Below are 15,154 nucleotides of genomic sequence, written 5' to 3' on the forward strand. Positions count from 1 at the left end.
AGATATTCGGCTACTAATATAATTAGAACACATAAAAGTAGCATTAGAAAGTTCGCAATTCCTAGATTTTTAATCCAATTCATTTCCTATATTTATTTACTTTAAAAATAGGAATATTTTTTCTTTTGATCAGCTTTTTATTTTTTTTAGAAATAAATAAATTAGGTTTTTGTAAATCTATGTTGTAATTTCATAATCTTAAAAACTATATATAATAAAACACATTTTATTTAGTTATTTGATTGTTAGTTTTTTAAATTATATTTTTCCCAAACATTTTAAAAATGATTAGATTTAAAAACATATTTCTTTTTTTCTTTTTTTTATCGACTATACAAGTTTTTCAAGCGCAGGAAATTCCGCCAATACATAACTTTACGACAGAAGATTATGGAGCGGAGAATCAGAATTGGTCGATTTCTCAAGCAGAAAATAAATATATCTATGTTGCAAACAACAAAGGTTTATTAGAATATAATGGCGAAAATTGGCAATTATATCCTACTCCAAATGAAACGATTTTGCGTTCTGTAAAATGTATTGGAGATAAAGTTTTTACTGGTTTCTATCGAGATTTTGGGTATTGGCAAAAAAACGAATTTGGCATTTTAGAATTTACTTCTATTGTAGATGCTAAAAAAATAGAAATGCTAGAAGATGAGCAAATATGGGAAATAGTAGAGTTAGATGGTTGGGTGCTTTTTAAATCACTTCAAAAAATTTACATCTATAATTTAAAAACAGGTATCCTTAAAATTATAGAAGCAGATAATTTAATTGCTAAAATTGTGTCCCTAAATGGCTTCATATATTTTCAAGAACTAGGGAAAGGGTTGTTTAAAATAGAAAATGGAGAACCGGAGTTAATTTCCAGTGCAACAGTTTTAAAAGAGAATAGAATTACCGAAATATTTTTAAAAGAGGAAAAACTATTTTTTATAACTCAAAAAAAAGGTTTCTATTTTCTTGAAAATAGTCAGTTAAAAAAATGGACTATTTCTGCTGATAAATTTTTAGAAGTAAACACAATTTACAGCGCAAAACTATTGAGAGACAATAAAATGGTTTTGGGTTCTGTTTCTAATGGAATAATCTATTTAAATGAAAAAGGAGAAATCGAATCTCAAATTAACCAGAATTTAGGTTTAGCAAATAATACAGTTTTGTCTATTTTTGAAGATATAGATAGTAATATTTGGCTGGGTTTAGACAATGGAATTAATTTTTTAAATTTTAAATCGCCATTTAAACTGTTTGTAAATAAAGATTTGTTTTTAGGAACAATTTATACATCAACTTTATTTAAAGGGAATTTGTATTTAGGAACCAACCAAGGTTTGTTTTATAAAAAATACAATTCCAATGATAATTTTCAATTTGTAAAAAATACACAAGGTCAAGTTTGGAGTTTAAAAATTATCGATAACCAACTTTTTTGTGGTCACGATTCAGGTACTTTTTTAATAAAAGAAAATAAGGCTGAATTAATAGTAAATATTCAAGGAAGTTGGGATGTTAAAAAGTTAGATGACACCACATTAATTCAGGGTAATTACGATGGTTTGTATGTTTTAAAAAGAGAAAATAATAAGTGGTCTTTAAAAAATAAAATAGATGGTTTCGAAAATAGTGCACGTTACTTTTTATTATTAGATAATAATAGAATATTTGTAAACCACGAGTATAAAGGTGTTTTTAAACTAAAAATTAATAAAAATTACAGTTCTGTTTTAGAAAATATTAAAGAGGGTACTTTGCAAAAAGGAATCCATTCAAGTTTAATAAAGCATAAAAACGAAATACTGTATGCTTCAAAAAAAGGAGTATATAAATACTTAAAAACGTCCAACAATTTTGTGTTAGACACTTTATATAGTAAACTAATTCCAGAGAAAGATTTTATTACTGCCAAATTAATTTCAGACCCAGCTACAAATAAATTGTGGTCTTTTACCAAAAAAGGACTCCGATTTCTAAATCCTGGGCAGTTTAGTAATAATCCAAGTTTAGATTTAATTCCTTTAAGAAATACATTATTTAAAGGAGCCTCTGGTTTCGAAAATATTCTTCATCTAGAAAAAAAGAAATATTTAGTAGGAGCAACAAACGGTTATGTAACTTTAGATTTAAGTTTATTTACTGTGCCAAAATCTTTTACAGTAGATATTACCAAAATATATAATTATGAATTAGATCAACCTTCAAAAAATGTTTCTTTAACTGAAAAAGTAGATTTTAAAAATGAAGAAAATAGCATCGAATTCTTTTATAGTGTTCCTAATTTTACAAAATCTTCGAATATATTGTACCAACATAAGTTAGAGGGTTATAATAGTAAGTGGAGTGATTTCTCACAATCGAATTTTGTGTTTTTCGAAAACCTTCCATTTGGAGACTATACATTTAAAGTAAGAGCTTCTGTGGGTGGAGAGTTAAGTGAGAATATTGCAGAGTTTCAATTTAAAATAGAAAAACCTTGGTATTTATCAACCTTGTTAATAGTTATTTATGTCATACTTTTTTTATTAATTATTTACGCTTGGCATAGAGCATCAAAAAAACATTACATTAAGCAACAAGAAAAACTTTTAGATAAAGCTCAAAAAGAGTTGGAGTTAAAAGAATTGGAAAGTTCTCAAAAAATTATAAAGTTAAATAACGAAAAGTTAAGAAACGATATTGAAAGTAAAAGTAGAGAACTGGCAACTTCTACAATGAGTATTATAAAGAAAAATGAGTTTCTAAATACCATAAAAAAAGAGCTATTAGAAGGTAAAATGCAAAGCATAGATAAGGTGGTTAAAATTATCGATAAGAACATGACCAATACAGATGATTGGAAAATGTTTCAAGAAGCATTTAATAATGCAGATAAAAAATTCCTTAAAAAAATGAAAGCCAAGCATCCAGAGTTAACTCCAAATGATCTAAGGTTGTGTGCTTATCTTCGTCTAAATCTATCTTCTAAAGAAATTGCCCCACTATTAAATATTTCTCCAAGAAGTGTAGAAGTAAAAAGATATAGACTTCGAAAAAAAATGAATTTAGGGCATGATGAGAACTTAACAAATTACATTTTAGAAATTTAATACCTTATCAAATCGTATTTTTACCCATACATAACCACAACATTCTCTTTTTCTTAAAATTTTCTTAAAAATTTAAATCCTTACTATAAAAGGATATTTTAAGCTTTTTTGTGTTAAAAATTATCATGTATATTTTTTATTGCGGTGTTTTTTGTCAACTCTGCATAGAATCATTCTTAATTTTACTAAAAAAATAAAATCTTTCATTCATGAGAAAACAAATCACATTATTACTCTTTATGTTTATAGCTGTTTGTGTAAATGCACAAAACATAAATGTAAAAGGTGTTGTTAAAGATGCTACTACTGGTGATCTACTTCCTGGCGTAAGTGTTGTAGTTAAAGGAACTGTTAAAGGCGCAGAAACAGACTTCGATGGAGTGTATAACTTAGAAAAAGTAAGAACTGGAGCGATTTTAGTTTTTAGATATTTAGGTTATAAACAAAAAGAAGTTTCCATTAGTAGTTCTACTATAAACGTTTCTTTAGAGGTTGAAGCACAAGCTTTAGATGAAATTGTAGTAGTTGGTTATGGAAAACAGAAAAGAAAAGACGTTACAGGTTCTGTTTCTTTAGTAGGAGAAAAAACCCTAGAAGCTTTAAAGCCAATTGATGCAACAACTGCATTACAAGGAACAACTTCTGGTGTAGCTGTTAATTTATCTTCTGGTGCACCAGGAGCCAAAGTTAATATTTTAATTAGGGGTGTTAGTTCTAATACAAATAACCAACCCTTAACAATTGTAGATGGTTATGAAGGAGATTTAAATAGTATAAATCCAAATGATATCGAATCAATTACGGTTTTAAAAGATGCACAAGCAGCCATTTATGGTATTAGAGGAGCAAATGGTGTGGTTTTGGTAACTACCAAAATAGGGAAAAAGAATAAAGCGCCTACTGTAAAATACGATACTTATGCATCAATACAGCAAACTACTAAAAAATTAAACTATTTAAATGCTACTGAATATGCATTAGTTTTAAACGAAGCGTATGCTGCTAGTGGTCAATCATTACCATTTAATAATGTTTCTCAATTAGGTTTTGGAACCGATTTTCAGGAAGAGTTATTTAATGATGCGTTGCTAATGAATCATAATATTAGTGTTTCTGGAGGTGGAGAAAATTTTAAATATTTCCTAAGTGCTTCAAGAACAGAGCAAGATGGTATTATAGCTAAGGAAAATTCAAATTTTGTTAGAAATAATATCAAATTAAATTTAGGAGTAGACATTTCAGAGAAATTAAACTTTTCTTTAATAGCAAACTATTTTACAAATGCTTCAGAAGGGTTTGCAGGATCTGTTTTGTTTAATGGTTTAAATTTTGCTCCAACATTTGGTGCTAATGAAGACGATATCAATAATTTTTTAGGAATAGAAATTATTAACCCATTAAATCAGTTAAAAAATACATTTGGCACTTACGATGGGAGTGGAATCGAAGGAAACTTTAAATTAGATTATAAACCAATAGAAGGTTTAATTCTTACTTCTAGAGTTGGTTATAAAATTTATAATGATAAAGGACGTTCTTTTTCTCCAATTCAAAATTATGGAGATAGCAAAGTTTTTAATACTACACAGAGTTCAGTTTATCAATACAAACAAACATCTACAAGAGTTGTTTTAGAAACATTTGCTAATTATGAAAAAACGTTTGCGGAAGACCATAATACAACTTTTACATTAGGTACAAGTGTACAAAACGATTTGTTTGATGGGCTTTATGCAACTGGAATAAACGTACCGAATAATTCTTACGATTTTGCAGATTTAAGTTTAACAGATCCACAAAACGATCAAAGAAGTTTAAACTCTGGTTCTAACGATTTAAGATTAATCTCTTATTTCTCTAGATTACAATACGATTATAAAGGAAAATATTTATTTTCTGGTTTGGTTAGAAGAGATGCTGCTTCTGTTTTCGATAAAGATTTAAGAGTAGATTATTTTTGGTCTGCAACTACAGGTTGGAAAATTTCTGATGAAGATTTCTTGAAGGATAACAGTACAATTAGTTTCTTAAAATTAAGAGCAAGTTATGGTACTTTAGGGAACTTGGTTGGTAATAACTTAAATAGATCGTTTTTAAATGGAGAAGGAACTTATGTTTTCGATGGAGCTTTAGTAGATGGAACTGCACAAGGTAGAATACCAAACCCACAAGCTCAATGGGAAACTGCAGAAAAATTAGATATTGGTTTAGACATAAATTTCTTTGACGATAAATTAACTGTGGTAGCAGATTATTTCGAAGAAACTAGAAAGAATTTATTAATTCAAAATTTCCCAGTTTCAGGTATTTTAGGAACAGGAGCACCAGGAGGAGCAAACCCGACAGTAAATGCAGGAACATCTAAAAATACTGGAGCAGAATTAGCAATTAATTTTAATGCGATAGATTCGGAAAACACATCTTTAAATTTAGCATATAATGTTACCTATGTAAAAAACAGAGTAACAGATGTAACAGGAGGTGCTTTTATAGAGGGTGGTTCTTTTGCCATAGGAAACTTGCCTCCATCTAGAATGGAAGTTGGGCAACCAATAGGTTATTTTTATGGATTACAAACGGATGGTATTTTTCAAAATCAAGCAGAAGTAGATGCACATCCATCTCAAGATAAATTGGGGTCTAAAGTAACTTCACCAGGAGACATAAGGTATAAAGATACAAACGCAGATGGTGTTATAGATATTAACGATAGAACAAATATTGGTAAACCTCAGGCAGATTTTTATATGGGCTTTAATGTTTCAGCAAAATATAAAAACTGGGATTTTACAGCGTATTTATATGCTGAGGTAGGAAAAGAAATTGTAAGAAATTACGAACGTTTCTTACCAAACTCTAACAAGCCGAATTATTATTTAGGAAGATGGACAGGAGAAGGAACAAGCAATTCCATTCCAAGATTAACAAACGATGCAACAAACAATAAGTTGTTTTCAGATTTCTTTGTAGAAGATGGTTCTTTTTTACGTCTACAAAATATTCAAGTTGGGTATAACTTATCTAAAGATTTGCTAGAGAGAGTGGGTATTGCTAAGTTGAGGTTATACACTAGTATTAACAACTTATTTACTTTAACAGATTATTCTGGTTTCGATCCAACAATAAATGGAGGTGCAATTGGTGCAGGAATCGATTATGGAACTTATCCATCTGCAAGACAATTTATTTTAGGTTTAAATGTTGAATTTTAAAAGAACTAGTGATGAAAAATATATATAAAAAAATAACAGTAAGTATTATCTTGGTTGCAGGTCTTTTTCTTGCAAATGGTTGTTCAGACGACTATTTAGATAATACAAGAGTTTATGCAGAAGATTCAGAATCTTTCTTTAACTCGGAAGCAGATTATTACAATGCTTTGGTAGCAGCTTACGATCCATTACAATCTACATTTATAAATGTTTTAATGGGAGAAATTGCATCAAACAATACATTGTCTGGTGGAGAAAGTGCTACAGATGTTCCAGGATATCAACAAGTAGATGAAATGACTCATAGTCCTGTAAATGCACAATTACAAAATTTATGGAGTTGGATGTTTGGTGGCGTAAATAGAGCTGCTTATATCATAGAATTTCAAGATAAAACAGATTTTGTTGGAAAGGAAGTAATTTTAGGTGAAGCTCGTTTTTTAAGAGCTTATTATAATTTCGAATTGGTAAAATGGTTTGGTCCCATTCCAATAAAACCAAAAGGGCGTTTTGTTGTTGGTGATGAAAAAACAATACCAAGATCTCCAGTAGCAGAAGTGTATGCTTTAATAGAAAGCGATTTAAAATATGCTGTTGCGAATTTATCATACAACGCTCCTCAAATAGGAAGAGCTACAAAAGGAGCAGCAGAAGCTTTGTTAGGAAAAGTATATCTATACCAAGATAAATTTACAAAAGCAGCTTTAACTTTAGAGGACGTAATTACAAAAGGACCTTATATGTTAGAAACAGATTACAACAAAATTTTTGAATTCCAAGGAGAAAATGGAGTTGGTTCAGTTTTCGAAGTACAATATACAGATAAACAAGGTGCTGGTTTTGGATGCTTACAGTGTAGTGAAGGTAATGTAGCTGTTGGTTTTCAAGGAGTAAGAGGTTATTCAGGAGACTTATATACTTCTGGATTTAGTTTTAACGTACCAACGCAAGAAATGGTAGATCAATTTGAAGCTGGCGATAATCGTAAAGATGTAGCTATTTTAGATATTGATGCATGGGCAGCAAGTACAGGAGCAAGTTTTACAACAGGTTACAAGCATACTGGTTATTTTAATAGAAAATACATACCTAGAAAAAGAAGTGCAGATGCTGCAGGAGATTTAAACCTTACAAATCCTAATAATTATAGAGCAATTCGTTTTGCAGATGTGTTATTAATGGCTGCAGAAGCAAATAATAGAAAACCAAGTGCAAACGATACGAAAGCAAGGTTGTATTTAAATAGAGTTAGAGCACGTGCTTTTGGAAATACAAATAACGATGTTACTGTTGGTGGACCACTACTTACAGAAGCTATTTACAAAGAAAGAAGAGTAGAATTGGTTGGAGAAGGACATCATTTTTTCGATTTAGTAAGAACGAATAGAGGTACAGAAATTCCTGGTTTTACATCTGGTAAAAACGAAGTATTTCCAATTCCTATCGAAGAAATTCAGTTTTCTCAAGGAAATTGGATGCAAAATCAAGGATACACAAACTAAAATATATTAAGTATATGAAAAAAATAAAAACAATATACAAGGCACTACTTATACTACTTATAATAAATGCTTGTACAGAAGAAAAAAACTTAGATTTTTTAGATAACATTCCTCTTCCAAGTAATGTTGCTGTATCTTTTAAAGTAACACAAGATAATACAGGAGTTGTTACAATGTCACCCTCTGCAGAAGGCGCAACATCTTTCGATGTATATTTAGGAGATGGAACAGCAGAGCCTGTAAAGTTAGAACAAGGGAAAACTGCTACACACACCTATGCAGAAGGAACTTACGATGTAAAATTAGTCGCTTTTAATTCAGTTGGAAAAACTACAGAATTAACAGAGTCTTTAGTCGTTTCTTTTCAAGCACCTCAAAACTTAGTGGTTACAATAGAGAATGATGCAGCAGTTTCTAAACAAGTAAATATCAAAGCAGAAGCAGATTTTGCAGCTACTTACGAGTTTTATTCAGGAGAATCTGGTGTTACACAACCTGTAGCTACTGCGAATAATGGCGATGTTTTAAATTATCAATATCAAACACCAGGAACTTACGATGTAAAAGTTGTAGCAAAAGGTGGTGCTATTGCTACAACAGAATACACTGCTACTTTCGAAGTTACAGAGATTTTAGCTCCTTTAAAAAATGCACCAAACCCTGCAAAAAGAGCTACAGCAGATGTAGTTTCAATTTTTAGTGACGCTTATACAAACGTAAATTTAGACGAATTACCAACTTCATGGTCAATTACTAATTTCGAAGCAACTACAATAGATGGCAATAATGTTTGGAAACTTACAAGTTTAGATTTTTTAGGTATAGTAACTAATTATGGAAATGGAATAGATGTTTCTAAAATGGAAAAATTGCACATCGATTATTGGGTGCCAGATGGAACTACAAATGAGTTGTCTGTAAAAATTGTTAATACGATTGATGGTGGAGAAGATGTAGAATCTTTAGGAACTACTGTTGGAGGTTCTTGGCAAAGTGTAGAATTAGATATGACTGGTTTCGAAGGAGGTAATTTATCAAACAAAGAAAAAATTACTCAAATTTTAATTGACTCGGATGGAATTGCAGGCGTTGTTTATGTAGACAATTTCTACTTTTACAAATCGCCTTCTGCAGCATCTGTTTTAGCTGGTACTTGGAAAGTTGCAGCAGAACCAGGATCTTTAAAAGTTGGTCCTTCATCAGGAAGTGGAGATTGGTTTTCTATAGATGCAGCAGGAGTTGCACAAAGAGCTTGTTATTTCGATGATGAATATGTATTTGGTAAAGACTTCAGCTTTAAAAATGTTTTAGGAAACGAAACATGGTTAGAAGGTTGGCAAGGTTCAAATCCAGAAGCATGTGGAGCACCAGTAGCACCACACAATGGAGGAGCAGCAACTTTTACGCATGATGCTGCAAACAACAAAGTTACTATTACAGGATCTGGCGCTTTTTTAGGTTTGCCAAAAGTTAATAATGCAGGTGAGTTGCCAAACGTAGCAGTTCCTACTTCAATTACATACGATATAACGCTTTCTAATAACAATACAGAAATGGAAGTTAGAATAGAAGCTGGTTCTGGAGTATTTTGGACGTACAAAATGATAAAAGATACAGGTGTAACAACGACACCAATAGATGGTACATGGAAGGTGGCTGCAAAAGCAGGTTCTCTTAGAGTTGGTCCTTCAGCAGGAAGTGGAGAATGGTTTTCAATTGACGAGGCAGGAGTAACTCAAAGAGCTTGTTATTTTGATGATGAGTATGTTTTTAATGCAGGAGGTTCTTTTGAAAATAAATTAGGTACAGATACATGGTTAGAAGGTTGGCAAGGAGCAACCCCAGATGCTTGTGGAACTCCAGTAGCACCACATAATGGTTCTACAGCTGCAACTTTCGAATACGATGCTTCTGCAAATACAATTAAATTAAATGGTAAAGGAGCCTACTTGGGATTGCCTAAAGTTAATAATGCTACAGAATTAACAAACCCAGCAGATGCACCAGATAGTATTACCTATAATGTAACACTTTCTAATAATAATACAGAAATGGAAATTATAATAGAAGTTGGTAGTGGTGTGTTTTGGACTTACAATTTAGTAAAACAATAAAAATATTATGATGAAAAAAAATAAAATATTCAATTTATTATTTGTTTTAATTGTGACTACTTTTTTTAGTTGTCAAGAAAACGAATATCAGTTTGGAGAGATTGTAGCTCCATCGAACATAACTATAGATTTCCAAATTGTTGGAGCAGATGCTGCAAACCCAAATGGAGATGGAAGTGGAGTTGTAAAATTTTCTGCAAAAGCAGATAATGCAGTCTCTTATACTTTTTATACAAATGACGAAAAAAAGGTTTCTCCTTCTGGAATCCAAACTATTAATTACAGTACAGAAGGTACAATTACATACAGTGTAAATGTTGTAGCAACTGGTACAGGAGGTATTTCTTCAAGTAAAATAATTGAAGTAACCGTATTTTCTTCTTATGCTCCTCCTGCAGATTTAATTACGATGCTTACAAACGATAGTTCGCAAACATGGAGAGTAAAATCTGAAGCACCAGGACATTTTGGTGTGGGGCCAGAGACAGAAACATCACCAATTTGGTATGCTGCTGCACCTGGAGAAAAATCTATTACAGGAATGTACGACGATGCATATGTGTTTAATGTCGATGGTACTATAAAGTATATTACAAATAGCACAAACGACGATCCTACCATCGATGTTTCTGGTACTATTTTCGGTCAAGCGCCACCTATGGATCAAGAATTAGGGAATATAGGAATTGCTGCAAATCCTGGGAACGAATATGAAAATTACCCTTTAGACGATTTCGATGGAACTTGGAAATTATCTGCACCAAATGCGCAAGAAACAATTTCTCTTTCTGGAAATGGATTTTTCGGATTTTATGTTGGAGGAAGTCATTCTTATCAAATCATTACAAGGTCTGCAACAGAAATGACTTTAAAGACAATTGGAGCAGATGGCTTGGCTTGGTTTGTGGTTTTAACAAATGAACCAGTAGTAAATAATAACTTAAATTCAGCTTACAACACTTTAGTTTGGGAAGACGATTTTAATACAGATGGAGCACCAAATACAGCAAACTGGACCTACGATTTAGGTGCTGGAGGTTGGGGAAATAACGAGCTTCAAACCTATACAAATAACGCAGAAAATGTTATTGTTGAAGGTGGAATGCTAAAGATTAAAGCCAAAGCAAATGGAAGTGGTTATACTTCAGCAAGATTAAAATCGGAAGGATTACAAGAATTCACTTATGGTAGGTATGAAGTAAGAGCAAAGTTGCCTGCTTCTCAAGGAACTTGGCCTGCAATTTGGATGCTTGGCGCTAATTTTAGTACGGTTAGTTGGCCTGCAGCAGGAGAAATAGATATTATGGAACAAACAGGGGCAGATAAAACACAAGTTTTAAGTACACTACATTATCCAGGTAATTTTGGAGGTGGAGGGCCATCAGAAAAAACAACATTGGCAACTTCTACAACAGAATTTCATAATTATACTGTAGAGTGGTCTGCAACAAAAATTAAATTTGCAATAGACGATGTTGTGTATCATACATTCGATAACGATTCAACAACTCCTTTTAATGCAGATTTCTTTTTTATCTTAAATGTAGCAATGGGTGGTACTTTAGGCGGAACAGTAGATCCTGCATTTACTGAGGATATGATGGAAATCGATTACGTTAAAGTTTTTCAATAAATAAATTTTGTTTTGATTGTAAAAGGTCGAGTATATTTTATTCGACCTTTTCATTAAAAAACAAGTGCTACAAATTTTAAATGAAATACACTTTTTGATTCAAAAGTAGTGCATAATTTTTGTACACTTTTTTCAAATCAAAATAATATACATAATATATTAATGAACATTGTTTTACAAGAAAATAAATTAGAAGCTAATGGAGAATTAGTTGCTATAAATAACGAGTCGTTTTATAAAATTTCTAATAGTCATTTAATGCGTCCGTTTTTTATGACAATTGTTTCAGACGCGAACCATTGGATGTTTATTTCCAGCAATGGAGGGTTAACAGCTGGTAGAAAAAATGCGCAAAATGCTTTGTTTCCATATTATACAGATGATAAAATTACAGATTTAGCAGAAACTTCTGGAACAAAATCAATCTTTAGAATAACTAAAAATAATCAAACTTTTCTTTGGGAACCATTCTCTGAAAGGCAGGCAGAACTTTATAATATTTCAAGAAATTTATATAAAAACGTTTACGGAAATAAAGTAATTTTCGAAGAGATAAATCACGATTTGGAACTTACTTTTAAATACGAGTGGAATTCCAGTAATAAATTTGGTTTTGTAAGAAAAGCAACATTTTTAAACAATTCTTCGGATGAAATTTCTGTGGAAGCTTTAGATGGTTTTCAAGATCTGTTGCCTGCAGGAATTGGTTCAGATTTTCAATTGAACTACAGTAATTTAGCAGATGCGTACAAGAAATGTGAATTAGAAAAAGAAGTTGGTTTAGGTATTTATGCGTTAAGTGCAATTATTGTGGATAAAGCAGAACCAAGTGAAGCTTTAAAAGCGAATATTGTTTGGTCTTTGGGTATTGAAAATCCTACTTATTTATTATCTGCATTACAATTGAACAATTTTAGAAGAGGAATTTCTTTGGAGGAAGAAATAGATGTAAAAGCAGAAAAAGGAGCATATTTAACTCAGTTTAATTTCTCACTTTCTTCAGGTGAAGAGAAAAACTGGAAGCAGGTTGCAGAGGTCAATCAAACTGTTTCGCAAATTCATGAAATTTCTTCTTTAATTTCATCAGAGAAAAATCTACAAGAAATTGTTGAAAAAGACGTAGAGTTAGGAACCAAAAACTTAATAAAACTAACTGCAGGTGCAGATGGTTTACAACTAACAAACGACAAATTAGTAAATACAAGACATTTTTCAAACACACTTTTCAACATTATGAGAGGTGGAATTTTTGATGATAATTATACCATTGAAAAAGAAGATTTTAGTCAATATCTATCCAAAGCAAACAAAACTGTTTTTGGGGATAAAAAACAAGAATTAGAAAAAATACCAGATAAATTTACATTAGAATTTTTACGAGAATTTGCCGAAAAAGATTCAAATTCAGACTTTAAGAGACTTTCTTTAGAATATTTACCATTAAAATTTAGTAGAAGACATGGAGATCCAAGTAGGCCTTGGAACAAGTTTTCAATAAACACACAAAGTGAAGTTGATGGTTCTAAAATTTTAGATTACGAAGGAAACTGGCGAGATATTTTCCAGAATTGGGAAGGTTTAGCCCATTCATATCCTCAATTTATTGAGAGTATGATTCATAAATTTTTAAATGCCACTACTTTCGAAGGGTATAATCCTTACAGAGTTACCAAAGGCGGTTTCGATTGGGAAATTATCGAAGAACATGATCCTTGGTCTTATATTGGTTATTGGGGCGATCATCAAATTATTTATTTGTTGAAGTTTTTAGAGTTTATAGAAGATCATTATCCGAATGAATTATTAAAATTATTTACAGAAAATATTTTTGTATATGCAAATGTGCCTTATAAAATAAAACCATATCAAGATATTCTTAAAAACCCTAAAGACACGATTGATTTCGATTATAAATTAAATGCAGAAATCGATGAAAAAAGAGCACTTTTAGGAGCAGATGGTGCTTTAATTGAAGATAAAAATAACGCCATTTACAAAGTAAATCTAATAGAAAAATTATTAGTGACTGTTTTAGCGAAAATAGCCAACTTTATTCCAGAAGGTGGAATTTGGTTAAACACACAAAGACCAGAATGGAACGATGCCAACAACGCTTTAGTTGGAAATGGAGTTTCTGTGGTTACCTTAAATTACCTGAGACGTTTTATCAATTTTTATGAGACTTTAGTAAAAAAATCAGCAGTTGATAACATTGAGATTTCTGAAGAATTAGCAGATTTTTTCCATAAAGTATCAAAAACATTAGAGGAGAATAAGCACATTTTATCAGGTAGTTTCTCTGATATTGATAGAAAAACGGTTTTAGACGGTTTAGGAACCCCTGCAAGTATCTATAGAGAAACTGTTTACAAAAACGGATTTTCAACAGAGAAAAAAAACTTGTCAAAAGAAAATTTAGTACAGTTTTTCGAAACTACAAAAGCCTATTTAGAGCATACAATTAGAGCAAATAAACGTAATGACAATATGTATCACGCTTATAATTTAATGACGATTAATTCGAAAGAAGAAGTATCTATTTCGTATTTGTCTGAAATGTTAGAAGGGCAAGTTGCGGTTTTAAGCTCCGGTTATTTAACTGCAAAAGAAGCATTAGCATTGTTAGATGGATTAAAAAATAGTGCATTATTCAGGGAAGACCAATACAGCTATATTTTATATCCAAATAAAGAATTACCAAGATTTACGAAGAAAAATAATATTGATTCAGAACGTGCAGAAAATTCGGAACTTTTATCAACTTTAATCAAAAATAACGATGTAACAATTGTTGAAAAAGATGTTCATGGAAACTATCATTTCAATGGGAATTTTAACAATGCAAATAGTGTAAAAGAAGCGTTAAATAAATTATCAAAAGAGAAATATCAACATCTTTTAGAAAAGGGAAGTCAAGATGTTTTAAACATTTTCGAAGAAGTTTTCGACCATAAATCTTTTACAGGTCGTTCAGGAACATTTTTCGGTTACGAAGGTTTGGGGTCTATTTATTGGCACATGGTTTCTAAACTACTTTTAGCAGTGCAAGAAAACTGTTTATTGGCAGTGAATAATAACGAAAGTGAAGCAATTATTGGAAGATTATTAGACCATTATTACGAAATAAATGCAGGAGTTGGTGTACATAAATCACCAAATTTATATGGTGCTTTTCCAACAGATGCCTATTCGCACACACCAGCAGGAAAAGGTGCACAGCAACCAGGAATGACTGGGCAGGTAAAGGAAGATGTTTTAAACAGATTTGGAGAATTAGGTATTTTCGTTACAGATGGAAAAATAGTTTTCAATCCAATATTATTAAAGAAAGATGAATTTTTAACGAGCAAAAATGTCTTTAATTATGTAGCAGTTTCTGGAGAAAACAAAAATCTAAGTTTAACATCAGGTAATTTAGCTTTTACATTTTGTCAAGTTCCTGTGGTTTATAAATTGGCTTCAAAAAACGGTATTCAATTATTTTATAATGATGGAAGCAAAAAAGAAGTTGAAGGTTTACAATTAAACACAACAATAAGTAAAGAAATTTTTGAAAGAAAAAATACAATTGAAAAAATAGTTGTGTTCATAAAGAAATAACGAG

Annotated in this window: 6 protein-coding genes; all 6 read left to right on the forward strand. The window is 31.2% G+C overall.

Annotated elements, in window-relative coordinates:
* The first annotated feature begins 284 nt into the window (after window positions 1–284).
* The 6 genes from J3359_RS16930 to J3359_RS16955 all read left to right on the forward strand — a co-directional run bounded on the left by J3359_RS16930 (window position 285) and on the right by J3359_RS16955 (window position 15,150).
* Window positions 285–3,089, forward strand: coding sequence for a helix-turn-helix and ligand-binding sensor domain-containing protein (locus J3359_RS16930; RefSeq protein ID WP_208078282.1), 2,805 nt, complete (start codon window positions 285–287; stop codon window positions 3,087–3,089).
* A 209-nt stretch (window positions 3,090–3,298) separates the two neighbouring features.
* Window positions 3,299–6,301, forward strand: a complete 3,003-nt coding sequence (locus tag J3359_RS16935; RefSeq protein WP_208078283.1) for a SusC/RagA family TonB-linked outer membrane protein — start codon at window positions 3,299–3,301, stop codon at window positions 6,299–6,301.
* A gap of 11 nt (window positions 6,302–6,312) precedes the next feature.
* Window positions 6,313–7,803, forward strand: a complete 1,491-nt coding sequence (locus J3359_RS16940) for a RagB/SusD family nutrient uptake outer membrane protein (protein WP_208078284.1) — start codon at window positions 6,313–6,315, stop codon at window positions 7,801–7,803.
* Window positions 7,804–7,817: 14 nt separating this feature from the next.
* Complete coding sequence (locus J3359_RS16945) at window positions 7,818–9,917, forward strand: PKD domain-containing protein (RefSeq protein ID WP_208078285.1); 2,100 nt, start codon at window positions 7,818–7,820, stop codon at window positions 9,915–9,917.
* Between the two features lie 10 nt (window positions 9,918–9,927).
* Window positions 9,928–11,550 (forward strand): glycoside hydrolase family 16 protein, encoded by a 1,623-nt coding sequence (locus tag J3359_RS16950; protein ID WP_208078286.1) that lies wholly within the window; start codon window positions 9,928–9,930, stop codon window positions 11,548–11,550.
* Window positions 11,551–11,712: 162 nt separating this feature from the next.
* On the forward strand, window positions 11,713–15,150 hold the full coding sequence (locus J3359_RS16955) for a 1,3-beta-D-glucan phosphorylase, GH149 family (RefSeq protein WP_208078287.1): 3,438 nt from the start codon (window positions 11,713–11,715) through the stop codon (window positions 15,148–15,150).
* Window positions 15,151–15,154 lie beyond the last annotated feature (4 nt).

Source organism: Polaribacter cellanae (genome assembly GCF_017569185.1).
Lineage (GTDB): Bacteria > Bacteroidota > Bacteroidia > Flavobacteriales > Flavobacteriaceae > Polaribacter > Polaribacter cellanae.